This is a genomic window from Rheinheimera hassiensis (genome assembly GCF_022436675.1).
In the GTDB taxonomy this organism is placed as follows: domain Bacteria; phylum Pseudomonadota; class Gammaproteobacteria; order Enterobacterales; family Alteromonadaceae; genus Alishewanella; species Alishewanella hassiensis.
This window is the reverse complement of sequence record NZ_JAKUJZ010000004.1, coordinates 165,402-188,898: the sequence shown is the minus strand read 5'-3', so window position 1 is coordinate 188,898 and position 23,497 is coordinate 165,402. Positions and strand designations below refer to the sequence as shown.

The 23,497-nt window shown below is 50.8% G+C and carries 22 protein-coding genes; 16 read left to right on the top strand and 6 right to left on the bottom strand.

The window, feature by feature from the left end; genetic code table 11:
* The first annotated feature begins 200 nt into the window (after positions 1-200).
* The 15 genes from MJX74_RS09610 to MJX74_RS09540 all read left to right on the top strand — a co-directional run bounded on the left by MJX74_RS09610 (position 201) and on the right by MJX74_RS09540 (position 15,568).
* Positions 201-1,397, top strand: a complete 1,197-nt coding sequence (locus MJX74_RS09610; protein WP_240222651.1) for a XylR family transcriptional regulator — start codon at positions 201-203, stop codon at positions 1,395-1,397.
* Positions 1,398-1,569: 172 nt separating this feature from the next.
* Entirely contained in the window at positions 1,570-3,309 is a 1,740-nt protein-coding gene (locus MJX74_RS09605) for a glycoside hydrolase family 43 protein (protein ID WP_240222650.1), read from the top strand.
* Positions 3,309-6,194, top strand: a complete 2,886-nt coding sequence (locus MJX74_RS09600; RefSeq protein WP_240222649.1) for a glycosyl hydrolase 115 family protein — start codon at positions 3,309-3,311, stop codon at positions 6,192-6,194. The genes MJX74_RS09605 and MJX74_RS09600 overlap by 1 nt, the downstream gene beginning before the upstream one ends.
* Positions 6,195-6,310: 116 nt before the next feature.
* Positions 6,311-6,583 carry a type II toxin-antitoxin system TacA family antitoxin gene (locus MJX74_RS09595; RefSeq protein ID WP_240222648.1) on the top strand — a complete coding sequence of 91 codons (273 nt, stop codon included), beginning with the start codon at positions 6,311-6,313 and terminating at the stop codon, positions 6,581-6,583.
* A gap of 8 nt (positions 6,584-6,591) precedes the next feature.
* A complete protein-coding gene (locus MJX74_RS09590; RefSeq protein WP_476748534.1) occupies positions 6,592-7,077 on the top strand; it encodes a GNAT family N-acetyltransferase in 486 nt (161 codons plus the stop codon).
* 23 nt (positions 7,078-7,100) lie between these two features.
* The gene (gene zapE, locus MJX74_RS09585) at positions 7,101-8,201 is read left to right on the top strand and encodes a cell division protein ZapE (RefSeq protein WP_240222646.1); all 1,101 of its coding nucleotides are present in this window, start codon (positions 7,101-7,103) and stop codon (positions 8,199-8,201) included.
* A 148-nt stretch (positions 8,202-8,349) separates the two neighbouring features.
* Positions 8,350-9,075 carry a 5-oxoprolinase subunit PxpA gene (locus MJX74_RS09580; protein ID WP_240222645.1) on the top strand — a complete coding sequence of 242 codons (726 nt, stop codon included), beginning with the start codon at positions 8,350-8,352 and terminating at the stop codon, positions 9,073-9,075.
* 8 nt (positions 9,076-9,083) lie between these two features.
* The gene (gene pxpB, locus MJX74_RS09575) at positions 9,084-9,791 is read left to right on the top strand and encodes a 5-oxoprolinase subunit PxpB (protein ID WP_240222644.1); all 708 of its coding nucleotides are present in this window, start codon (positions 9,084-9,086) and stop codon (positions 9,789-9,791) included.
* Entirely contained in the window at positions 9,788-10,729 is a 942-nt protein-coding gene (locus tag MJX74_RS09570; RefSeq protein ID WP_240222643.1) for a 5-oxoprolinase subunit C family protein, read from the top strand. The genes pxpB and MJX74_RS09570 overlap by 4 nt, the downstream gene beginning before the upstream one ends.
* On the top strand, positions 10,729-11,583 hold the full coding sequence (locus MJX74_RS09565; protein WP_240222642.1) for a DUF4392 domain-containing protein: 855 nt from the start codon (positions 10,729-10,731) through the stop codon (positions 11,581-11,583). The genes MJX74_RS09570 and MJX74_RS09565 overlap by 1 nt, the downstream gene beginning before the upstream one ends.
* Positions 11,584-11,796: 213 nt before the next feature.
* Complete coding sequence (locus MJX74_RS09560; RefSeq protein ID WP_240222641.1) at positions 11,797-12,663, top strand: D-amino acid aminotransferase; 867 nt, start codon at positions 11,797-11,799, stop codon at positions 12,661-12,663.
* A 138-nt stretch (positions 12,664-12,801) separates the two neighbouring features.
* Positions 12,802-13,329 (top strand): DUF6795 domain-containing protein, encoded by a 528-nt coding sequence (locus tag MJX74_RS09555; RefSeq protein WP_240222640.1) that lies wholly within the window; start codon positions 12,802-12,804, stop codon positions 13,327-13,329.
* Between the two features lie 22 nt (positions 13,330-13,351).
* Positions 13,352-14,524, top strand: coding sequence for a lipase family protein (locus tag MJX74_RS09550; protein WP_240222639.1), 1,173 nt, complete (start codon positions 13,352-13,354; stop codon positions 14,522-14,524).
* A gap of 51 nt (positions 14,525-14,575) precedes the next feature.
* Complete coding sequence (locus MJX74_RS09545) at positions 14,576-15,100, top strand: DUF6795 domain-containing protein (protein WP_240222638.1); 525 nt, start codon at positions 14,576-14,578, stop codon at positions 15,098-15,100.
* Positions 15,101-15,148: 48 nt separating this feature from the next.
* Positions 15,149-15,568, top strand: coding sequence for a hypothetical protein (locus MJX74_RS09540; RefSeq protein ID WP_240222637.1), 420 nt, complete (start codon positions 15,149-15,151; stop codon positions 15,566-15,568).
* Between the two features lie 47 nt (positions 15,569-15,615).
* On the opposite strand, the gene MJX74_RS09535 is transcribed toward MJX74_RS09540, so the two are convergent.
* On the bottom strand, positions 15,616-16,197 hold the full coding sequence (locus MJX74_RS09535; RefSeq protein ID WP_240222636.1) for an FMN-binding negative transcriptional regulator: 582 nt from the start codon (positions 16,195-16,197) through the stop codon (positions 15,616-15,618).
* 13 nt (positions 16,198-16,210) lie between these two features.
* Positions 16,211-16,609, bottom strand: coding sequence for a GNAT family N-acetyltransferase (locus MJX74_RS09530; protein ID WP_240222635.1), 399 nt, complete (start codon positions 16,607-16,609; stop codon positions 16,211-16,213).
* 87 nt (positions 16,610-16,696) lie between these two features.
* On the opposite strand from MJX74_RS09530, the gene pdxR reads away from it, so the two are divergent.
* Entirely contained in the window at positions 16,697-18,127 is a 1,431-nt protein-coding gene (pdxR, locus tag MJX74_RS09525; RefSeq protein ID WP_240222634.1) for a MocR-like pyridoxine biosynthesis transcription factor PdxR, read from the top strand.
* A 4-nt stretch (positions 18,128-18,131) separates the two neighbouring features.
* On the opposite strand, the gene MJX74_RS09520 is transcribed toward pdxR, so the two are convergent.
* The 4 genes from MJX74_RS09520 to MJX74_RS09505 form a co-directional block, all read right to left on the bottom strand.
* Positions 18,132-20,699 (bottom strand): EAL domain-containing protein, encoded by a 2,568-nt coding sequence (locus MJX74_RS09520; RefSeq protein WP_240222633.1) that lies wholly within the window; start codon positions 20,697-20,699, stop codon positions 18,132-18,134.
* A 98-nt stretch (positions 20,700-20,797) separates the two neighbouring features.
* Positions 20,798-21,784: an isoaspartyl peptidase/L-asparaginase family protein gene (locus MJX74_RS09515; protein WP_240222632.1), complete on the bottom strand. Its 987-nt coding sequence runs from the start codon at positions 21,782-21,784 to the stop codon at positions 20,798-20,800.
* The gene (locus MJX74_RS09510; protein WP_240222631.1) at positions 21,777-22,535 is read right to left on the bottom strand and encodes a copper homeostasis protein CutC; all 759 of its coding nucleotides are present in this window, start codon (positions 22,533-22,535) and stop codon (positions 21,777-21,779) included. Before MJX74_RS09510 ends, MJX74_RS09515 begins: the two co-directional genes overlap by 8 nt.
* Positions 22,522-23,427: a glucosamine kinase nucleotide-binding domain-containing protein gene (locus MJX74_RS09505; RefSeq protein WP_240222630.1), complete on the bottom strand. Its 906-nt coding sequence runs from the start codon at positions 23,425-23,427 to the stop codon at positions 22,522-22,524. The genes MJX74_RS09510 and MJX74_RS09505 overlap by 14 nt, the downstream gene beginning before the upstream one ends.
* Between the last annotated feature and the right edge of the window lie 70 nt (positions 23,428-23,497).

The window sequence follows — 23,497 nt, the reverse complement described above, 5'->3', positions numbered from 1 at the left end:
TCCGAATGTTAGCACTGATAGATGCATCTTTGATGAGCCTGCTACCAGCAGCAATTACGAAAATTCATAATTAATGGCTGAATTATGTTTTCTCGTTTGCCAGCCGCGCTGGTTGGTCTAATATTGAACACGCTTGCACTATTTTAGTTAAAAATAAAAAAACAAAAATAATAATCAGATAAACCAGACGGGGCGGGGATATGTTTAAGGCCAAACACAGCATTACGTTGTTGTTTAATGCGAACAAAGTTTACGATCGACAGGTTATTGAGGGTATAGGGCACTATTTACAGTCATCTAAAGTGGATTGGGATCTGTATCTGGAAGAGGATTTTCTCTGCCGGCTGGAGCATATTCACGAATGGAGCGGCGACGGCATTATTGCCGATTTTGATGATATGAATATTCAGCGCGCCCTGGCAGGCTCAGTTAAACCGCTGGTCGGCGTGGGTGGCTCATACAGCAATGCCGCCGATTATCCGGCAGTACCCTATGTGGCTACTGATAACTACGCTTTAGTACAAAGCGCCTATGAGCATTTAAAACGCAAAGGGCTGGACCGGTTTGCGTTTTACAGTGTACCTGTCGATGAACAGCATCGCTGGGCCAAAGAGCGCGAAAATGCGGTGCGCACGCTAACGGCACAGGATGGCTACGACTGCCAGGTGTATCAGGGCCACTGTACACGGCCAGAAACCTGGCAATATGCCATGAACCGCCTGACCGACTGGATCCAGGGCCTGCCCAAACCCATTGGCATTATTGCCGTAACCGACTCGCGCGCCCGCCATTTACTGCAGGCCTGCGAGCATGTTGGCATTATAGTACCGGACAATATTGCCATTATCGGTATCGACGATGATGATATTGCCCGTTACCTCAGCCGCATCAGTTTAAGCTCGGTAACCCAGGGCTGTTTCGAAATGGGTTACAAAGCCGCCAAGCTGCTGCATATGCAGCTGAACAATATTGACGTGGGAAATAAGCGTATTCTGGTGCCACCGGTAGGTGTGGCTTCACGCCAGTCCACCGACTTTAAAGCACTGCGCGATCCTTATGTTATTCAGGCTATGCATTACATTCGCCGCCACGCCACCCGTGGCGCCAAGGTTGAGCAGGTGACTGACTTTGTAGGTATTTCGCGCTCAAACTTAGAACAACGCTTCCGCTCAGAGCGTGGCCACTCTATCCACACAGAATTGCATAATCAAAAACTGACCAAAGCCTGCAAAATGCTGAAAGAAACCCAGGTAAACCCCACTGAAATTGCCAAAATGTGCGGCTACCCGTCATTACAATATATGTATGCCGTTTTTCAGCGCCATTTCAGCCAGACACCAAAAGAGTATCGCACTGAGCGCACTGATACCTTTAATGGCATGGCAGTAAATGATTAACCTGCACCGCCGCTGCCATTAGCGGCTATGCGTAAAAAACGCACAGCACAGACGTATTTTCATAACACTAAGGCCATTGATGAATATGGCCTTTTTTCTTTTAATGACACTACCTTTTATGTAATGGTCCAGCGCACAAGCTGGCCCGGCATTGACAGCGGGAGTGTTACAAATGACAAACAACTATCGGGCGGTGTTACAACAATCGGTGCTGGGGCTGATATTTTGCTTAAGCGCCTGCCAACCCGCTGTTGATACAGCGGCAAACAACACCACTGTAACTGTATCTACACCAGCAGCCGCACAATTTAACTGGTTTGAATATCAGGGGCTTGACCCGCTGTTTGCTGAACCATTGCCGCAGGGCACCTATCAGAACCCGGTGCTGGCGGGTTTTTTTCCTGATCCCAGTATTACCCGCAATGGCGATGACTATTATATGACGGTGTCGTCTTTTACCTACACGCCGGGGCTGCCCATTTTGCACAGCCGCGATCTGGTAAACTGGCAGCTGATTGGTTATGCACTAACACGCCAGTCGCAGATGGAAATGGCCGGTTTACAGGTGTCGCGCGGTATTTTCGCCCCTACGCTGCGCTATCATGACGGCACTTACTATATTATCACCACCGTAGTAGACAGAGGCGGCAACTTTATTCTTACTGCCACCGATCCGGCTGGCCCCTGGTCTGATCCAATCTGGTTACCTGAAGTGGAAGGTATTGACCCGGATATTTTCTTTGATGACGATGGCAAGGTGTATATTGCCCATAATAGCGACCCTGTCGAATCACTGTACGAAGGCCATAAAGCCATCTGGCTGTGGCAGTACGACCCACAAAACCAAAAAATTGTAGCGGATTCACAACGGCTGTTGGTTAATGGCGGTGTTGACTTAAGCACTAAGCCCATCTGGATTGAAGCACCGCACCTGTACAAACATGATGGCTGGTATTATCTATTGTGCGCTGAAGGCGGCACGGCAGATCAGCATTCGGCGGTCATTTTTCGCAGCCGCAGCCTGGCAGAACCCTTTGTACCTTATAGCGGCAACCCTATTCTGACCCAGCGCGATCTGGCACCTGAGCGGCCAGATCCTATTACTACCGCCGGCCATGCCGACTTTGTGCAACTGCCCGATGGCAGCTGGTGGGCAGTATTCCTGGCCAGCCGCGCCTATCAACAGCGCTATTTTAATACCGGCCGTGAAACCTTTTTATTGCCGGTTAGCTGGCAGGATGGCTGGCCGCATATTTTACCGGCTGGTGAAGCTATACCTTACCGCCCTACCGCCCCGGCCAGCCTGGCTACGACAACTACCCAACAGCCTCTGACCGGCAATTTTACATGGCGTGACGACTTTAGCGCTAACACACTGGATTTAAACTGGAATACCTTACGTAAATATGACCAGAGCTGGCTTAGCCTGAACAAGCAGCAACTTACGCTGCAAGCTGGTGCCATCGGGCTGGATTCGTCAGAACAACCGGCGTTTATCGGCCGGCGCCAGCAACACACCCATTTTGATGCCAGCACCAGCTTAGCACTGCCCGGCGGCCAGGCTTCTGCTGGCCCATTCTCTGCCGGAATAGTCGCGTTTCAAAACGAGCAATATCACTACTATCTGGGTGTTAAAACCCAGGGTGAACAGGTGATCATTTTTCTGGAACAGGCCAACGGCGGCGCACCACAGCAAATAGCCAGCCAGCCGCTAACCAAGGCCACTGACCAAATCCGCCTGAAAATAAGCGGCCGTGCCGGCAGCATCAGCTTTTACTACGCACCGGGCAACGATGACTGGCAACCGCTGGCGGGCACGCAGGACGCCACAATGCTAAGCACACAGGTGGCCGGTGGCTTTGTTGGTACCATGCTGGGTTTACATAGCCGGCAGGAAACCGGGGGCAACTGATGAAACCCTATGTATTACTGCACTGTTTATTACTGCATTGTTTACTGCTGTGCTGTGTGTTGTTTAGCCTGCAAACTTATGCATTACCGGGTAATTATCTGGCACAAACACCCGGTAAAGCTGACTTTGCGCTGGTAGGCAAAAACAGCCAGGCCACTATTGTGGTAGCAGAGCAGGACCATAAAGGCTTATTGCGGGCTGTTAACAGCCTGCAACAAGATATTGCTAATGTTAGTGGTAAACAGCTGAACATCAGCCACAACGTGGGTGCTGAGCCAACCGGGCAAGTGCTGATTATTGGCACACTGGGTAATAACCCGCTGCTGGACCAGCTGGCAGCAGCAGGTAAGCTGGATACCAGCACTATTGCCGGCAAGTGGGAAGCCTATCTTATTCAAGTGGTAGAGCAACCGATGCCAGGTATAGCGCAAGCTCTGGTAATCGCCGGCAGTGACAAACGCGGCGCTATTTACGGCGTGTTTGATCTGGCCGAAACCCTTGGTGTTTCACCATGGCACTGGTGGGCCGATGTACCGGTAATCAAGCGCGAACAGCTGTATATTAAAGCAGGCACCACCATTAATGACGCACCAAAGGTCAAATATCGCGGCATTTTTCTGAACGACGAACACCCGGCATTAACAAACTGGGTAACAGAGAAATTCGGCGGCTATAACAGCCAGTTTTATATCCATGTATTTGAGCTGTTACAAAGGCTTAAAGCCAACTTTTTATGGCCGGCGATGTGGAATAACGCCTTTGCCGATGATGATCCGCAAAATGCTATTCTGGCCGATGAAATGGGCATAGTGATGAGCAACAGCCACCACGAGCCGATGATGCGCGCCGACAAAGAGTGGAACCGCTACGGCGAAGGGCCGTGGGAATACTCTACCAACCGCGACAATATCTATAAGTTCTGGCAGCACGGCGCACAGCGGCATAAAAACCTGGAAAGTATTTTTACGCTGGGTATGCGCGGCCAGGAAGATGAACCGATGAGCGAAGGTGACAATATTGAGTTACTGCAACAGATAGTGGCCGATCAGCGCACTATTTTGCGGGAAACCTTTACCGACCGTCCGGTTGAAACAGTGCCGCAGGTATGGGCGCTGTATAAAGAAGTACAGGGCTTTTACGAGCGCGGCATGCGGGTACCCGACGATGTTACCCTGCTGTGGGCCGATGATAACTTTGGCAATATCCGCCGTTTGCCTACCGCCAGTGAGCGTAACCGTGCGGGTGGCGCTGGTGTGTATTATCATTTTGATTATGTAGGCCACCCCCGCTCCTATCGCTGGATTAATACCGTGCCGATGGCAAAAATATGGGAGCAAATGCAGCTGGCCTGGCATTATCAGGCTGACCGCATCTGGATAGTCAATGTCGGCGATCTAAAACCGATGGAATTTCCTATCGACTTTTTCTTACGCATGGCCTGGAACCCGGACGCCTTTAACGCTAACAATTTGCAGCAATTTGCCACTGACTGGGCAACACAACAATTTGGCACAAGGCATGCTGCAACTATCGCTGAATTAATTCAGGGCTATACCCGGCATAATGGCCGGCGTAAGCCTGAAGCTGTAGAGCCGGCAACTTACAGCATTTTTCACTACAGTGAGGCGCGGCGTATCAGCGACGAACTGGCGCAACTGGTTTTAACATCAGATCAGGTGCAACAGCAATTAGCCCCCGCCATGCAGGACGCTTACATTCAGTTGGTTGCCCACCCGCTAAAAGCCAGCCAGGCGGTGTTTGAGCTAAACCGCGCTGTGGCGATAAACCAACTGCATGGCGCGCAAGGCCGGGTAAGTACCAACTACTGGGCGCAGCAAGTACGGTTTTGGTTTAACCGCGATGCCGAACTAACAGCGCAATACCATAGCTTGGGCAATGGCCGCTGGAACCATATGATGTCGCAACCGCATATCGGTTTTACTTACTGGCGTAACCCACCGGCTAATCTGATGCCTGTTGTCGCGGTAGCTGAACCTATGGCGGTGGCAGATATGGGCGTAGCCGCCGAAGGTTCGCCGCTGTCGTGGCCGATAAGCGAGTATCAGGGCCAGCAACTGGCACTGGATAGCTTTTACCCGCATGGCCAGCAACAACGTGTGATTGAAGTGTTTAATAAAGGCACAGTGCCGTTTGAGTTTAGCGCCAAAGCTTCAGCAGACTGGGTGAAACTGAGCCACAGCAGCGGCCAAATCGGCGTTGAGCAACAAATTGCCGTATCCGTTGACTGGAGCAAAGTAAAAGCCGGGCTGAATAACGCCGAAGTGCATATTCAGGGTACTGGCTGGGGCGGGGCAAAAATACAGCTGGCCGCAGTAAAACCCGCCACAACAGCCACACAGGGTTTTGTTGAAGCCGATGGTTATATTGCTATTGAAGCTGCCAGTGGCAAAGTGTTTGCCAATAACAAGCAAGCCTGGTGGCAGGAAATTCCGGGCCATGGCCGCACGCACTCTTCAATGTCGGCGATGACAGTGCCGGATTATCAAACAAGCGCGGTAACACAGGCGCCTTATCTGGAGTATCCGCTGTTTTTTCACAGCACAGGCAGTTTTACCCTGCACAGCATAGTAGCGCCGACGCTGGACTTAGTGCCGGATCGTGGGCTGCGTTTTGCCGTGGCACTGAATAATAACCCGCCGCAACTGGTTGATACACTGGCCGATAACAGCCAGCAGGTGTGGGAGAAGTCGGTACTGGATGGTGTGCGTATTATCAACAGCACGCTGCAGGTAACTAAACCCGGAGCCCATACACTGCGTATTTATTTGGTAGACCCGGCACTGGTGCTGCAAAAACTGCTGATAGACACCGGCGGCCTTAAACCCAGTTATCTTGGCCCACAAGAAAGTAAACGGCTGCGCTAGCAGCTACTTCCACTAGGAACTTATCGCAATGTGCCAAATTGGCACATTGCTTGACCTTTTTAGCTTTAACTCCCACAATACTCCAAAGCGCCACTTTGGCACATGGGAGTAAACTAATGAGCACCACAGCCCCCAGAATTACCGCACGGGTTGATCTTGATACTCAAGAAATGCTGTCGCAGGCAGCCGCTATTGCTGGTATGCCCAGTATTAACGCCTTTGTATTAAGTGCTGCGGTAGAAAAAGCCCAGCAGATTATTGAACGCGAACAATCTCTTCAGCTGTCAGAGCGTGATGCCATGTTGCTGATGCAGGCGCTGGATAGCCCCGCAACGGCTAATGCTAACTTAAAAGCTGCTGCAACACGTTATGAAACCAAAGCACATTGAGGCAAACGGTGCTGCTGGATAAAGTTAAACATGACCGCAACCGCTTTGATTGCGGCATTGTGCCATTAAACAACTACCTGAAAGTAATGGCTGGCCAGCAAGCACGTAAAGACAACAGCCGTACCTTTGTACTGGAAGATAATAACAACCCTCAGCATATAGCCGGTTTTTACACTCTGACCATGACCCCGGTTGACTTAACCGCACTGCCAACTCCTTTACAGAAAAAGCATCAGCCAAGAACCTCTGCCGGCCTCATCGCCCGGTTGGCCGTTGATCAGCGTTATAAGAACCTGCGGCTGGGCGAATGGTTGCTGATAGATGCCCTGCGAAAATTGCTGCATGCCAGCGATACCGTGGGTTTTCCACTGGTGATAGTCGATGCTAAAGACGGTGTCAGCCAATTTTATCAACACTACGGCTTTACCGCCTTTGCCGATAGTGAAAATAAACTGTTTATTACCATCGCCGATATCCGCGCCAGTTTTGCTTAAGAGAGGCTGTTATTCCAGTTACAATGTACCAACAACAGGTTGCCACAGCAGCGCTAAGCTACGACGAAAACCAGTATCAGCTGCTGCAACGCTTATCGCTGCTGGCACAAAAGCTAAGCAGTGGCCGTAGCACCGCTGATCAGCTGCCGCTGCGCGGTTTGTATATTCAGGGGCCGGTTGGCCGTGGCAAAACCCTGCTGATGGATCTGTTTTACCAACAGCTGCAAACACCGCAAAAAATCCGGCTGCATTTTCATCATTTTATGGCACGTATCCACCACGAGCTAAACCAGCTAAGCGGCCGGTCAGATCCGCTGCAGCATATCGCTGCACAATGGGCAGCACATTACCGGGTATTATGTTTCGATGAGTTTTTCGTCAACGATATCGGCGATGCCATGTTACTCGGTACGCTGTGGCGCCATTTGTTTAACGCTGGCGTAGTATTGGTTACCACCTCAAATGCCTTGCCAGAGCAGCTATACGCCAACGGCCTGCAACGGCAGCGTTTTTTACCCACTATCGCTTTGCTGCAGCAACACTGCGAAGTGGTTACTCTGGACAGTGGCGAAGATTACCGCCTGCGCCAGCAGCAAAGCTGGCCGTATTATCTGCAGGGCGCCAGCCTGGCAACACTGCTGCAACAGGCAGAACAGCTCAGTGGCCCCCTGACAGCATTACCGGCTATTAACTTGCTAAACCGCACTGTACCGGCACTGTGGCATAACCAACAGCTTATTGGTTTTAACTTTAACGCCCTGTGCGCCGGGCCGCGCAGCCAGCTGGATTATATGGCGCTGTGTGACCAATACGCCGCCATTGCCGTGCACGGCGTACCGCAATTTAGCTATCTGGCAGATAAACCGATATTGCACGGCGTTGAAGACAGTTATCAGCGTGAGCATAAAGAATATTACGTCAGCAAACTGGATAACGAAGCACGCCGCTTTATCGCCCTGGTAGATGAATGCTACGACAGAGGCAGCTTATTACTGCTTAGCGCCGACGTGCCGGTTAACGAATTGTACCAGGCAAAACAATTGGCGTTCGCCTTCGCCCGTTGCAGCTCGCGGCTGCATGAAATGCAAAACCGGGTGTTAAAACACAACACCGCCATCACATAAAGCAGTTTTTGCCAACAACAGGGCATAATTGCTACCCTGCTTATAAACTTATGCGACCAGCAGATAGCGGTAACTGGTCGCATACGACTAGACTATTACTAAAATTGAACGCAATATGAATAAATTATTTTTCCATTGCGGAGGGAAGATGAAACTTAACTGTGATCTGGGTGAAAGCTTTGGCAGCTGGCAAATGGGGCTAGACAGCGATGTTATGCCACATATTGATATGGCCAATATTGCCTGTGGTTTTCATGCCGGTGATGCCGATGTAATGGCAAAAACCTTACAACTGGCGAAACAGCACAGTGTTGTTATCGGCGCACACCCATCTTACCCCGATTTGCAAGGCTTTGGCCGGCGCAGTATGGCCTTGTCGCACAGCGAAATAGTGAACTGCCTGCATTACCAGATTGCCGCCCTTGATGGTATGGCACAAAGCGCTGGCTTAACCCTTAGCTATGTCAAACCGCATGGTGCTTTATACAACGATATGATGGGTAAACCCGCTGTATTTGATGCGGTACTGGACGCCGTTGCCCGCTATTATAAGCCACTTAAACTGATGATTTTGGCCACAGCACAGCAACAACAATACCGCGATTTAGCTGCCGCCAAAGGTGTTAACCTGTTATTTGAAGCCTTTGCCGACCGGCGTTACACCGACGATGGCAAACTGACACCACGCAACCAGCCAGGCGCAGTATTACATGCTGATGAGATGCTGACACAGGTTGCTCAACTGGTTAAACATGGCACTGTGACCACCACAACCGGCAAACAACTAGCCCTGGCTGCCGATACGTTGTGTGTGCATGGCGATAACCAGGCCGCTATTGCCCAGGTACAGCAAATAAGGGCCCTGTTAAAATGAGTATGGGCATGAGCAAGCCGCAGTATCAGCTGACTGTCGCCGGTGAGAATGCACTAATGCTGTATTTTGACCAGCGCATTGACCCTGGTATATCTGCTCTGGTACATCAGGCTTGCGCGCTGATCCGGGCTGAACTTGCAGCCGAGCTTATCGATGTATTACCCTCTTATGCTTCAGTGCTGGTGATGTTTAACCCGCTACGTACCGATCACTTTCGCGTACAGGCGCAGTTACAGCACTGCCTGGCACAGCTGCAAAACAACGATAGCCAAAGCGGCAAACAGGTAGAGCTGCCGGTGTATTACAGCGAAGAAAGCGGGCCTGATTTAGCTCTTATCGCCCAGACAAAAAATATCAGTATTGATGAGGTTATTCAGCGTCATCAGGCTATCAGTTACCGCGTTTACGCCATTGGCTTTGCGCCCGGTTTCGCTTATTTAGGTGAAGTAGACCCACTATTACAAATGCCACGTTTAGCCACACCTCGCGCCAAAGTGCCACGGGGTGCCGTCGCCATTGCTGACCGGCAAACAGCAGTCTATCCGGCGCAATCGCCCGGTGGCTGGAATTTAATTGGCCTGTGTCCAACGCGGATGTTTAACCCACAGCAAACACCGGCTATGCCTGTATCGGTAGGCGATGAAGTGCGCTTTGTCGCGGTAGATAAAGCGGAATTTTTACGCCTGGGCGGTGAACTACAAGGTGCTGAGCTATGAGCAGCTTTGAAGTAATAGCTGCCGGTGTATTAAGCCTGTTGCAGGATAACGGCCGTTTTGGCCAGAGCGTGCTGGGCCTGACGACCGGCGGCGCTATGGATGCCCCTTCTGCCCGTTGGGCTAACCGGCTACTGGGCAACGACAATAACGCCACCCTGATAGAGTGCAGTGTTGGTGGCCTGCAACTGCGTGCCAACAGTTACAGCTATATTGCCGTAACTGGCGCAGAACTACCACTTAGCATTAACGGCAAAGCGGCTGAGCTTTGGGCAGTACAAAAAGTTCAGCCAGGCGATGTTATAGAGCTGGGTATGGTAAGCCAGGGCCTGCGGGCTTATCTGGCCGTCGCCGGAGGTTTTGCTGTAACGCCACAGTTTGGCAGCGTGTCTACCGTGCTGCGCGAAGGTATTGGCGGCTTAAATGGCAATAAACTGCAAACCGGCGATTTGTTGGCAGTACAAGAGGTTAAGCAGCTACCACGGCTAAGCCTGCCGCCGGCCTACCGGCCACAGTTTAACCGTATCCTGACCTTACGCTTGGTTGAAGGTTATCAGGCAGAAAGCTTTTCTGTTACCGAGCGCCAGCGTTTTTACCTTAACAGCTATAAAGTGACACCCCAGGCAGATCGCATGGGCTACAAGCTGGCCGGTACCGCTATTCAGAGTAAGCAAAGCCAGTTGCTATCTGAAGGCATCTGCTACGGCGCAGTGCAAATACCGCCTGATGGCCAGCCGATAGTATTACTGAATGACCGCCAGACGCTAGGCGGGTATCCGAAAATAGGTTCAGTGCTGTCTTTGGACTGTGCGCTGCTAGCGCAGGCTGTGGCAGGTACAGAACTGTACTTTACCGCCATCAGCCCTGAACAGGCGCATAATGCACTCTGTTTAGCCAAAGTACGTACTGATGCAATAACAAGCCAACTGGTGAGCCTGTAATGACAGCACTGCCCCCCGATTATCTGGCGTTAAGCCAACAGATAGAACAGCTGTTAGTGCGGCAAAACCTGCGCGGTATGGCGGCACTAAAACCGCATTTACGCCCTGGCTATGTTCTGCGTTCGGCGCGGTTGATTAACCAATGCCGTGGTACTGTGCTGATCGGCACTGGTTTTCCGGTACTGGATACCTTTGAAACCGACGGCCCGGTAGGCGCTATTGCTTTATATCAGTTGCTCACACAGTTAGGGGCAAAGCCGGTTATCGTCTGTGGCGACCCTCTATACAGCGCATTAAAAGCCGATTACCAGTGCTACCAAATTACCGTAAATCAGTATGAAGCACTACCTGCCATCGCCAGTAAAGCGCTGGCAGAATTACAGCCGCAGCTGGTGATATCCATCGAACGGCCCGGTTTTAATGCACAGCAGCGTTACGCCAATATGCGCGGTGAAGATATCAGCGCCCGCTGTGCCAGCTTTGATTATTTTTTAACCCAGGCGCCCTGCCCGACTATCGGCATTGGCGATGGCGGCAATGAAATTGGTATGGGGAATCTGCTGCATGCGGTTAGCGCACTGAATATTACGCCTTGTGTTACCCAGTGCGATGAGCTGATTGTCGCCGATGTATCAAACTGGGCAGCCTGGGGTCTGGCGGCTATGGTGTCCTTGCTGCGCAATGAAAACCTGCTTGCCGGTGCCAACCCGCTGTCAATTTTGCAGTATTTATCGGCCAAAGGCAGTGTGGATGGCGTTACCCGGTTAAATACCCTGACCGAAGACGGCCTGGCGCATACTGAAGGCGAACAACTGATTAAAGATTTGTGCACTGTGTTGCAAGGTGCTGACTAACCGCAGAACCGATATGCCCACACCAACACGCCGTAAATACGTCCCTGTAGGCTCGGTTATGAACTTCATCCATGAAGTTCACCCTGACGGGCCAGCGGAGCTGTTCAAATTCGTTCCTGACGAATTTGTCGGCATCCATGCCGTCAACGGTTGGTTTAGAGCATATCGATTCCGCTCAACATACATCTGAGTAGCTTTGATGAGAGAAATGCTATGACAACAGTATATTTAAACGGCGCCTTTATACCGGCCAGCGAAGCGAAAATATCGCCGATGGACCGTGGTTTTTTATTTGGCGACGGCATTTATGAAGTGATCCCAAGTTATGGCGGCCGCTTTGTTGGTTTTGGCCCGCATATTGACCGCATGCACAGCGGCCTGGCACAACTGTCGATTGACCCCAAGCTAAGCCTGGCTGACTGGCAACATATAGCTGATAAACTGCTGGCAGATAACCATACAGAACTGGGCGATAACCTCGGCGTGTATTTTCAGGTTAGCCGCGGCACCGATACCAAGCGCGGCCATGCCTTTCCGGCCAATATAGCGCCAACGGTGTTTGGCTTTGCCTTTGCCATCCCGCCGGAGCCGGTGGCCGATAAAACCAAAGCCACCACCTATGCCGTGGTGACCGGCCAGGATTTACGCTGGCAGCGCTGCCATATTAAATCGACATCACTATTGGGTAATGTGCTGCATTACCAGCAAAGCTACAGTCAGGGCGCACAGGAAATATTACTGTTTGATAAAGACGGTAATTTAACCGAAGGCGCAGCAGTAAACGTGTTTATCGTGAAAGACGGCGTTATTGCCACACCACCGTTAAGCAATAAATTACTGCCTGGTATTACCCGGCAACTATTGCTGGCCATTTTAGCCGCACATAGCAGCATAAAAGTGGAAGAGCGCGATATCAGTGAAGCCGAAGTGCTGGCTGCCGATGAGATCTGGCTTACCAGCTCCAGCAAAGAAATTGCGCCAGTGCTATATGTTAACGACAAGCCGGTAGCTGACGGCAAAGTCGGCGATGTCTGGCTTACAGTACAACAGCTTTTCAGCGCACATAAATTCGATTATTAACCTCACGCTAGTCAGCGCGCTGCCAATCCCGGCAGCGCCATCTTTTATCTTCTTTTTACCCCACTTTCACAAATAATTAATTTACAAAATTGCATTATTTATATATCTTTTAGCAACGTCATTTCAGCCGGAGCCCGGATGCGTATTTCTAACGTCTGGCAAAAGCGGTTGCCACTGTTGGCAGCAGCATTGAGCTTTTTAGTATTTATTGTTTTCTCACAACAGGTTAACGCAGATATGTTTAGCTGGTTTAAAAAATACGATGTGCATTTATCACCTGCCGTGCACGGTAAAATCACTTTCAATGGCACCCCGGTGGCCAACGTTAAAGTATTCCGTGAACTTACGTACGACAAAGAGTATCTGGACCACGCTGTAACTGATAGCAGTGGCCATTTCGATTTTGATGAAAAAAACATTCGCTCAAGCCGCCCCGGTGGAGCTTTTGATACTGCTAAGCGACAAGTGCTTTATGTTGATTACAACGAACAACGCTATCTGTTGTGGTACTACAGCACGCTGAATGCTTCTGAAGCGAAAACGCTGACAGAAAAAATGCAGCAATTACATTGCGAATTAACGCATCCGGAAAAAACCTACGAATTACCCAACCATGAGTTCCCTGACCACCCACACGGTGTGACAGGTGTCTGCAGTCTGGACTAATTACCATCGAAAGGATCATCTAATGGCAACTTTAACACCTAAACTGGCAGTACAACTGGCGTCAGCAGCTTATGACATACAGAAACCAAGCTCTTCAGGCCTATACCGTTTTGGTAAATCCGCCCCGGAGGTTGATAAAGCATTTCAGTTTGATTTATCAAATGGCCCTATTCAGGGTATTTCCGGCAGCATGCTAGCCCGGATGCTAAAGCGATCCACTGGCTTTGCTGCTGTTGGCAAGGGAAAAGCACAGTACGATGGTGATCATGTTATTGCTATTCGCGGCACCGCAAGTTTAAGCGACGGTATTACCGACGCACATATTGGCTTAACCGGTGGTGAGAATAATTCGTTAATCCATGCCGGTTTTAATAAAACCTTTCAAAGTATGAAGCCAGCATTAGAAAGCACATTAACGCCTTTACTAGCTCGTAGCTCAAGCGGAACCGTACATTGTGTCGGTCATAGTCTGGGGGGCGCACTGGCACATATCACGGCAGATTGGGTTAAACGTCGTTATAAAAATAAGGTATTTTTATATACCTTCGGCGCTCCCCGGGTTGGGCTGGATGGTTTCGCCATCAAAACATCTAATAACATAGACCGTATTTTCCGCTGTACCCATGCTGCCGATCCGGTGCCAATGGTACCGCTGTGGCCTTTTGTACATGCCCCTTATCAAGGTGAAGAAGTATTGTTAGCACCAGGACAAGGAATCAGCTTTGCTGCACATAAAATGGCTACAGAAGCAACGCCTGGCTACCTTAATACTGCCAACAATGACAGTTGGCGTAGTCTGCAAACCCAATCGTCTGTCAACCATATTGGGGTCCGGCTTAAATATGAAAATCGTCACCAGGCTTCATTTACCAGTTATTGGGCAGAAAAAATAAGCTCAGGTTTGATCACGTTACTCAAAGACGCAGGTTATTACACTGCTGTTATGGCTCAAGCCGCCATTGGTACCGGCCTGACTTTTTACGATATGTTGGCCAGAACACTGGAGGCCGTTGCCAAAGCATCTACGGTTCTTGCTGAGCAAACTAAAGGGCTACTTGGCCACATGCTGACATTCGCCCGCCAGGCAGTGACTACTGTGACAGAGCTGTCCTTTAAGTTTATCCGCTGGGTATTTGATAGAACCGTTGGCGCACTTTATCGCAGCGCCCGCGAAGCTATCAGTAGTGTTATGTAAAACTTATCGGCCAGATAGTGAATCACTATCTGGCCGACTTTATCATTCGTAATGAAAGTTCCTATCCATATAAAGCTGCTGTTTATATTGCATCTGATGACAACAGCCTTTTTTGTCTACCCACAACAAGCTAAGGCAGTTATGTTTAGCTGGTTTAAAAAATATGGCGTGCATTTATCGCCTGCCGTTTACGGTAAAATCACCTTGGATGGTAAACCTTTGCATAGCATAAAAGTGTTTCGGGAGTTGGATTATGACAAGCCTTACACTGACGAAGCTGTCACCAATGCGCTAGGAGAATTCCATTTTCCCGAGAAGAATATCAAGTCACGCCAACCTGGCAATAAATTAGATCAGTCAACTATTCGGCAGGTCATTTCACTTGATTATCATGGGCAAACGTTTGTCCTTTGGTATACCTCAACTCCCAGTATTAAGCCTCACGCCACATTCCAACGCCTGCTATCGGCATTGCATTGTGACCTCAAAGCTCCTGAAAAAAAATATAGTTTACCGAATATAGAGTACCCCAACTTTCCTCACGCCGTAGTAAGCATTTGCCGTTGGCCTGATTAAAACCCATTACAACGCCAATTTATGGCGAGCGCTTATAAGGATTAAACTATGGGCATTCTTCTTTTACCTGCTTTTTTAGCATATGCCGCAGCCGTTATTTATGGTGCAATTAGAAGCTATAAAGTTATTGAATTGCATGGCGTAAGCCTTTGGCTTGGACTATTGCTGGCTGCTGCATTTATTTGTGCCATAGTGCCAACGCTCAACGTATATTTGCGCTTTAAAGATGCCACCAGTTTATGGGCTTTTGATGTACCTATCAGCTTGCTATTTAACCCCATAGCCGCGGTATTACTTGTTGCCAGTTTTGCCGTGTTAAAAAGTCACTGGGTAATAAGTCAACCATTGCCATTGCCGCTTAGTGTTGCGGCAACCGGCGTGCTGCTTGGCATTTCTGTTGGTACGGTGCTTGGTTTGTTTTTTGCCGAACAGCTGGCGGGGTTAGACCAGCTGCCGCGCACGCATTAGCCCCCGGCTGCGGCTGAAACTCTGGTAACTGTATACAAGTAAATATGCTAACGCTGCGATAGCATCATTTGCCATACCGTGGCGGGCTGTTCAGTTTGCTGCAAATAATCGATAACCGCCTGCTGCTCTGCAGGCGTTTTGTTTTGCGATAACTTAAAACGGCCCGTTATACTGCTCAGGTTAATTTCAACGCTGGCTATGGCGTTAACTAATTTTTGTTGGTACTCAGCAGCTTGTGCCATATCAGGTGCACTGTGCGCTTCCTGTTTTCTGACCAACGCCAGCGTTTGCTCTGTATCTAACAACCGTGCTGTGCCTTTTAGTTCAGCCATGGCGTAGTTCCAGGTAGATACCGCCGGTTGCAACTGATAACAACTGGCAGCAACAAAAGCATGTGGCCCCTGAATAATAATAGTAACCGGCGCTCCATCCAACTGGCTAAGCTGCGGGTTATTGCGCGCCAAATGACAATATGCTTTATCACCCGTGCTTTGCCAGTCAAATAAAAACGGAAGTGGGGTGTAGTTCAAACTGCCGTTACTACTAAGCAGTAAACCAAAATAATGTTGCTGCAAAAACGTCTGCAGATGTATGCGGTCATCGCTGTAATAAAAAGCTGGTGGATACACGGCTGGCTCCCGGTCAGTACTGGCGCTGAATATGAAAGGCATTATCTATCGCGGTAAAACCCACCTGAGGATAATACTGCATTGCAGAGGGCGCACTGCGCAGTAATTGCTGTACCTGTGGCCCGGTGGCCTGTTGTATCGCAGCCAGCAGCGCTTTACCTATCCCCTGTTGCTGGTAAGCTTTATCTACCAGCAGATCACAGATATACACCACATAAGCTTTATCGGTTAAACAGCGCGCCAGCCCGAGTAGCTGGCCATTTTGCCTGGCGGTGATCAGTAAATTGCTACTTGCCAGCATAATGGCCATTCTTGCACTATCGTCTGTTGGCCGGTTAATACCTGATGCGCGGTATAGCGCCAGCATTTCGTCCAGATTAAAACTGCTTTCCTGTTGGTATACGATGGTCATTAGCTCTCTCCTTCTTGTGTTGCCGTTAGCATAGCGACTAAACTGGTATTGTAAAAAGTACCGGTTTTAACAAAATGAGAGATCCAGTTGCGCCTACTAACCGATAACCTGCAGCTTAGCGGCCAGGGTAGCCTGCAACTGCAGCTATACCAGTTGTTACAACACCAAATGCTGCAAGGGCTCTGGCCCAATGGCGCCTTGCTGCCATCCAGCCGTCAATTGGCCGCGGACTTAAAGCTAAGCCGCAACACGGTGAATCAGGTGCTGCAGCAATTGGTAGCAGAGGGCTATATCGAAGGCCAGCCAGGCCGCGGCTATCAGATCATTGCAGTACCAGAGCAGTACTTTCAACCCGAGCCTGCCCGGGTTTTACCACTTAACCAGTTAACACTAAACCACTATGATTTACCGCAAAAACAGGGAATGGTAACTGGCTTGCTGCAGCCGGGTGTGCCGGCTTTGCAGCAGTTTCCTTATGCGCTATGGCAGCGTCTGCTGTCGCGCCATAGCAGCCGGGAGCAGTTAAGCGGCTTTGCTGAGCCTTTGGGTTACCTGCCGCTGCGTCAGGCACTGGCTGTTTATCTGCGTCAGTCGCGTCAGGTGGTGTGTGACGAGCACAGCATACTGATCACCGCCGGAGCACAGCAGGCATTGTTTATTGCGGCCAAACTGGTGGCAAAGGCAGGCCAGCAGGTATTGATGGAAACACCCGGCTACCCGCGCCTGAAACAAGCATTACAGCTGTGCGAGTTGCAGGTGCAGCATCTGGACGCCAGCTCTGCTAATGGTCTTGATATCAAAACGCTGCCGGATAAAACTGAGGCAAAAGCACTGTTTTTAACGCCTGGGCATCAGTATCCACTGGGAGGCATTATGCCAATGGCAAACCGGCTGGCCGTGTTGCAATGGGCGCGCCAACATAACTGCTGGCTGGTAGAAGATGATTACGACAGCGAGTTTCAATATCAGCACCGCCCTGTCGCCAGCTTACAGGGGCTGGCAGGGGGTGAAGGTGTGTTGTTTGCAGGTTCGTGCAGCAAAACCTTGTTTCCGGCGCTGCGCCTCGGTTATCTGGTTGCGCCCAAAGCAGTTATCGCTCAGGCCGCAAGCATTTTACAGGCGCTGCATGGCGATGTACCACTACTGCCACAAGCCGCATTGGCCGATTTTATCAGTGAAGGCCATTTTGGCCGTCACCTGCGCAAAATGCGCCGCTATTACCAACAGCAAAAGCAGTTTGCGGCACAACTGCTGCAACAAAATTTGCCGCAGTGCCGCTTATATGCGCTGGACGCCGGCTTACATTTAGTGCTGGAATTTCCTGAACGGCTTGATGATGTCAGCTTACAGCAACAACTTGCGGCGCAAGGTATTAAGGCACAACCGCTTAGCCGCTACCTGTTTAATGCTGAGCCGCGCAGTGGCCTGGTGCTGGGCATTGGCCATAGCACAGTGGCGCAGTTAACCAGCGCTCTGGCTGTGTTAATAGCCATCTGCCGTAATGCATTGCAACGTTAGCAGGTTAGTTTTGCATTTCATGACGCTGGCGATAGCGGGTAATAAAACTGGTTTGCGGCATCGGCTCACCAAAAAAGTACCCCTGGAACTGCTGGCAGCCCAGGTGCAGCAATTTACTGTATTGTGCTTCGGTTTCTACCCCTTCTGCAATAACAGCCAGTTCCAGGCTCTGCCCCAGCGCTAATATGGTTTTAATAATGGCTTTGTCGTTAGGATCGGTGAGTAAATCGCGCACGAAGGAGCGGTCAATTTTCAGCTGCTTTAATGGCAGTAGTTTCAGATAACTGAGTGACGAGTAACCGGTGCCAAAATCATCCAGTGAAAAGCGTACGCCCAGGGTATTAAGTTGCTGCATCTTATCAATAATGGTATCGATATCCTGCAGTAACTGGCTTTCTGTCAGCTCCAGTACCAGTTTTTCCGGCGCCGCTCCGCTTTGCTCCAGAGCGCTGATCACCTCCTGCACAAACGCCGAAGAATGTAACTGGCGGGCACTGATATTCACCGCCAGATACCAGTGGGCAGTATCCTTATGTCTTGCCCATTCAGCCAACTGCAGGCAACTTTTTTCCAGCACCCAGCGGCCTATTTGCAGGATCTGGCCACTGCTTTCGGCCACCGGTATAAAACTGGCTGGTACTATCATGCCTTGTTGCGGATGCTGCCAGCGTAGCAATACTTCCGCACCTACCACGCCAAGGTTTCGCTCCAGCTGCGGCTGAAAATACAAGACAAATTCATCCTGTAACAGTGCCTGGCGTAAACCGGTGGCAATATCCGAGCGGGCGCTGACATCTGCCTGCATCTGCTGGTTAAAAAACCGTACGCTATTACGGCCGCGCTCTTTGGCATCGTACATTGCCAGATCAGCATGCTGCAGTAACTCGTCGCTGTTGCAGCCATCAGAAAACATCGCCACCCCCACACTGGCAGAAATAGAATATGGCCGTTGCTGCAACAAAAATGGCTCAGATAACAGCTGCACCACTTTTTCAGCAATCAGCCCGGCTTTCTGGCTCGACAGTTCTGGATCCGGATGCAAATCGGTCAGCAGCACCACAAACTCATCGCCTCCCAGGCGCGCCAGTGTATCGACCTTTCTCAGGCTAGCCTGCAACCGCTGGGCAACTTGTTGCAGTAGCTGATCGCCCATGGCGTGGCCTAAGGTGTCGTTCAGATCTTTAAAGTGATCAAGGTCGATAAACAGCAATGCACCTTGTGCAGTATTGTTGTGGCGCAAGCCTAATTGCACAGCCTGTTGCAGCCGGTCAAGCAGCATACGGCGGTTGGGTAAACCGGTTAGCGCATCATAAAATGCCAGTTGATGAATTTCCTGCTGATGCTGTTTATGTTCGGTAATATCAGTGGAGATACCACATAACGCATAAATATTGTTATTGCTATCGCGTAACGGTAATTTCACTGACAGGTAAGTACGTGTTTGCAGGCCGTCCAGTGAGCTGTTGGTTTCTTCCTCTACCAGCCGTACACCTTGTTGCAGCACTTTTAAATCATTCTGTTGTAAATTAGCGCTGCTTGACTGGTCAAAAAAGGCGTCATCACGCCGCCCTATTGCCTGGCAAGGTTCACAGCCAAACAGCTCAGCAGTTTTACGGTTAATATACTGATAACGCAGTTTATTATCTTTAATATAAATATGCGCATCTACGCTGTTTAATATTGTACTCAGCCGCTCTTCACTCGCCCGCAGGTGCCGGGTTTTATCGGCGACTTGCCGTTTTAACCACCAGGCACCGCATAGCGCCAGTAACAGCAAGCTGCTAAGCATTGCCAGCAATAGCCAGACTTTTTCCGGTAGTGTTGGCTCGGGTACCTCAGTACCCCAACGCTGCAGAATCTGGTAGTAAGGTGAGCTGATATTAGTTTGCCATTGCGCCAGATGGGTTTCGATAACCGTAAGCAAATCCTGATTGTGTTGCTTTTTGGTGGCATAAAAAAACTGTAACGGCTGAAAGATGACATTACTTTGCTCCAACTGGTACTTTGCCAGCTGGAAATGGCCGGAATAATGATTCGCTGCTACCGCATCAGCCTGACCAGCCGACGCCATCGCAAAAGCCTCTGGCATTGAACGGGCCCGCAGTAGCACCACGTCCATACCCGACTGCGAAATCATATTTTGCAGATATTGCTGTTGCACAGATTCCTGCAATACTATGATCCGCTTACCATCCAGTTCAGCCAGTGACTGCAACTGCACTCCTTGCGCGGTATACAACTGCGACCAGCTGTAAAGCGCCGGAGTCTGGTGAAAATCCAGTTGTAAACTACGCAGTTCGGTATAGGCAACATCGGGCAACAGATCTATTTCGCCGGACTGCAGCATTTGCAGGCAATAAGCCCAATCACACTGCACCGCTTTAATCCGCCAGTTTTGCTCTGCTGCTATTACTTGCAGTAAATCGCCGAAAATACCTGATGGGCTGCCATCTGCGGCAGCCACAATTTTCGGAGTATTCTGATACACACCCACAACAACTTCACGGCCTTGTGCTGCAGCAAGCTCGCCGCATATCAAAGCAGCAAGTAGCGCTGCGTAACATCTAATCATCTAATCTCCGGCAAATTTTGCCTTAGCATTCTCTCATCAGCTTAAGCCAGCGTCTGTTAAATGCCAAGGTTGATGCCGAATTAGATAAAGCCAGGTGTTTATCCGCTTAACAATGCCGTTGCGGCGTACAGCTTACTTTCGCTTTGGTGTTGCACGGCAAAGTTAAAGCCCGGCTGCAGGCAATAGCTGCCATACTCACCATTTTTGTTCAGCGCAATAAAGCCAATTTGGGTGTCGGCTATATTGCCTTTGCGCAGTTGTAGCTTGTGATAAATACGCTGTACCGCCTGCTCACACGCCTGCTGTGGGCTATAGCCCTGACGCATCAGCTCTACCACCAGAAAAGATCCCGTTACGCGGATCACTTCTTCGCCATGACCGGTGGCGGTGGCCGCGCCCACTTCGTTATCGACATAAAGCCCCGCGCCGATAATCGGCGAATCACCCACCCGGCCGTGCATTTTAAATGCCATGCCACTGGTAGTGCAGGCACCGGCCAAATTGCCATGGCTGTCCAGCGCCAGCATGCCTATGGTGTCATGATTTTCAATGTTAACGATTGGCCGGTAGTTGGCATCTTTTAACCATTGCCGCCATTCCTGCTCTGACTCCGCCGTGAGTAAATTCTCGGCAACAAAGCCCTGCGCCAGCGCAAAATCAAGCGCGCCCTGGCCTACCAGCATCACATGCGGTGTCTGCTCCATTACCGCCCGCGCTACGGCTACCGGGTGTTTAATTTGCTGCAGTGCCGCCACAGCACCGATATTGGCAAATTCATCCATAATGCAGGCGTCCAGCGTAACCTTGCCGTCCCGATCCGGCCGGCCGCCATAGCCCACACTGCGCTCGGTTGGATCGGCCTCAGTCACCATTACGCCTTGTTGCACCGCATCGACGGCGCGCTTGCCCTGCTGCAATAAATTAAACGCCACCTTGTTCGCCCGCATGCCAAAATCCCAGGTGCTGATAACCACAGGTTTACGCACCGGCGCAACCACAGCCGCACAACCCGGTAACAAGGCTGAAGCTGTTGCTCCGGCGCCAAGCATAGCGCTGAGTTTTAAAAAATAACGCCGTTTAAGCATGTGGCTCTCCTTGTTGCTGGTGTGACCCAGCCCGTTCAGTCAGGCAATGTTGTAGTCGCTCCAGCTTAGCACTATCGACTTTACCGTCGGTAAGCACCGCCGAATGCAAATGCCAGCACAGCTGTGTATTGTCGTGAAGTGTTTGCTGCAGCTGCGGCAAGTTGGCCAACGTAACACCGCCACCTGCCACCAGCATCAGCCGCCCGGCAATATACTGCTGCAAGGTTGCCAACTGGCGTACGCCCTGCGTTATGCTTTGCTGTTGCTGCCAGGGTGTGCCGTTGCTTAATAGCCGCTGTACGCCTAATGCCAGCAGTTGCTCTACCGTTTCTGCCGGGCTGGTGCAGGCGTCAAAAGCACGGTGAAAAGTGCAAGCCAGGCCCAGTTGCCGGCTCTGTTGCAACAAACCGGTTAAAAACGGCAGATCGGGCTGCGCATCTGTTGTTAATGCACCTACCACTATGCCATCAGCACCCAGTTTTGCTGCTTGCAGTAACTGCGCCTGGATTTGCTGCTGTTCTGGCTGCGAATAGACAAAATTACCGGCTCTGGGCCTGAGCATAACCCGCAGCTGCGTATGCGAATTACAGGCCGCACGAGCCTGACGCAAAGCGTCCGCACTGACAGATAAGCCCTGCTGCGCCATCTGGCTGCAAAGCTCAATGCTGTCAATACCGGCAGCGCAAACGGTGCGGATATTCTGCGTAAGGTAGCAGCTGTCGCTATCAAGACAAATTTCAATTTGCGCCATACAGCTTAGCCTCCTGCGCAGCAACGGCCAGTTGGCGGCGGGCATAATAAATAGCCCCTACCGTTGCCGGGGCCAGCGGCGCACTAAAGCGGCTATGTTGTGCTGGCGGCAGGTAAGTTAGTAAGCGCTGCCCCACGCCCCCCAGCAGGCAACAACGGCCTTGCGGCAGTTGCTGGTTAAGCCTGGTGATAAAATCGAATGCCTGTTGCAGCATAGCCAACGCAACCGCATCACCGCTGTCTGCCGCCTGAAACACCAGCGGCGCCAGCTCAGCATATTGTTGCGGTGTAGCCTGCAGAAGTTGCTCTGCCATTAGCACTGCACCGCCGTTAAAATGGTGCTGCAATAAGGCTGTCAGCTTTGTTTCCGGTGCCAGAGCATCCAGTGCCAGCAATACGGCCTGCACGGCCTGTAACCCCAAACCGGAACCACTGCAGACAGCGTTGATTGGAAAGCCGTAGCCACCAAGCAGGGTTTCGCCATGTTCAGTTAGCCCGATCGCACTAAAGCCGGTGCCAAGAACAATCACACTGCCGGGCTCGCCGCCGTGAGCGCCGTAACAGGCTGCGTGTAAATCGGTGGTAACGTGCCAGCTGGCAAAAGGGTGCTGCCACTTTAACGCTGTGGCTTTTAACCCGGCCAGATGGGCACCGGCAAAACCGGCCCCCACATGCAAACGCGCATAAGCAGTGCTGTCCAGCCCGGCCTGCAACAAAGCGCTATTTAGCGCTTGCCTAACATTGGCTTCAACCTGTGCCCAGCCCAGCCCGAGGTTCGCCGCGCCGGAATGGCCTTCGCCAAGCAGGTTGCCAGTTTCATCTTCCAGCCGCACCCGGCAATGGCTGCCGCCAGCATCGATACCGGCAAACAGTGCAGAGCTTACAGTTAACATCGATCAGATTACCTTTATAATAAAAGGCGCAGACTTAGCTGCGCCTTTTGTATGACAACAATGTTTTAGC

Bases quoted from the DNA above. Each gene is read 5' to 3' on its own strand.
- MJX74_RS09580 (WP_240222645.1), top strand. From the start codon at position 8,350: ATGAAACTTAACTGTGATCTGGGTGAAAGCTTTGGCAGCTGGCAAATG.
- MJX74_RS09520 (WP_240222633.1), bottom strand. From the start codon at position 20,699: ATGATTAGATGTTACGCAGCGCTACTTGCTGCTTTGATATGCGGCGAG.
- MJX74_RS09605 (WP_240222650.1), top strand. From the start codon at position 1,570: ATGACAAACAACTATCGGGCGGTGTTACAACAATCGGTGCTGGGGCTG.
- MJX74_RS09600 (WP_240222649.1), top strand. From the start codon at position 3,309: ATGAAACCCTATGTATTACTGCACTGTTTATTACTGCATTGTTTACTG.
- MJX74_RS09560 (WP_240222641.1), top strand. From the start codon at position 11,797: ATGACAACAGTATATTTAAACGGCGCCTTTATACCGGCCAGCGAAGCG.
- MJX74_RS09540 (WP_240222637.1), top strand. From the start codon at position 15,149: ATGGGCATTCTTCTTTTACCTGCTTTTTTAGCATATGCCGCAGCCGTT.
- MJX74_RS09505 (WP_240222630.1), bottom strand. From the start codon at position 23,427: ATGTTAACTGTAAGCTCTGCACTGTTTGCCGGTATCGATGCTGGCGGC.
- MJX74_RS09510 (WP_240222631.1), bottom strand. From the start codon at position 22,535: ATGGCGCAAATTGAAATTTGTCTTGATAGCGACAGCTGCTACCTTACG.
- pxpB (WP_240222644.1), top strand. From the start codon at position 9,084: ATGAGCAAGCCGCAGTATCAGCTGACTGTCGCCGGTGAGAATGCACTA.
- MJX74_RS09610 (WP_240222651.1), top strand. From the start codon at position 201: ATGTTTAAGGCCAAACACAGCATTACGTTGTTGTTTAATGCGAACAAA.
- MJX74_RS09555 (WP_240222640.1), top strand. From the start codon at position 12,802: ATGCGTATTTCTAACGTCTGGCAAAAGCGGTTGCCACTGTTGGCAGCA.
- MJX74_RS09550 (WP_240222639.1), top strand. From the start codon at position 13,352: ATGGCAACTTTAACACCTAAACTGGCAGTACAACTGGCGTCAGCAGCT.
- MJX74_RS09595 (WP_240222648.1), top strand. From the start codon at position 6,311: ATGAGCACCACAGCCCCCAGAATTACCGCACGGGTTGATCTTGATACT.
- MJX74_RS09530 (WP_240222635.1), bottom strand. From the start codon at position 16,609: ATGACCATCGTATACCAACAGGAAAGCAGTTTTAATCTGGACGAAATG.
- zapE (WP_240222646.1), top strand. From the start codon at position 7,101: ATGTACCAACAACAGGTTGCCACAGCAGCGCTAAGCTACGACGAAAAC.
- MJX74_RS09570 (WP_240222643.1), top strand. From the start codon at position 9,788: ATGAGCAGCTTTGAAGTAATAGCTGCCGGTGTATTAAGCCTGTTGCAG.
- MJX74_RS09515 (WP_240222632.1), bottom strand. From the start codon at position 21,784: ATGCTTAAACGGCGTTATTTTTTAAAACTCAGCGCTATGCTTGGCGCC.
- MJX74_RS09545 (WP_240222638.1), top strand. From the start codon at position 14,576: ATGAAAGTTCCTATCCATATAAAGCTGCTGTTTATATTGCATCTGATG.
- MJX74_RS09565 (WP_240222642.1), top strand. From the start codon at position 10,729: ATGACAGCACTGCCCCCCGATTATCTGGCGTTAAGCCAACAGATAGAA.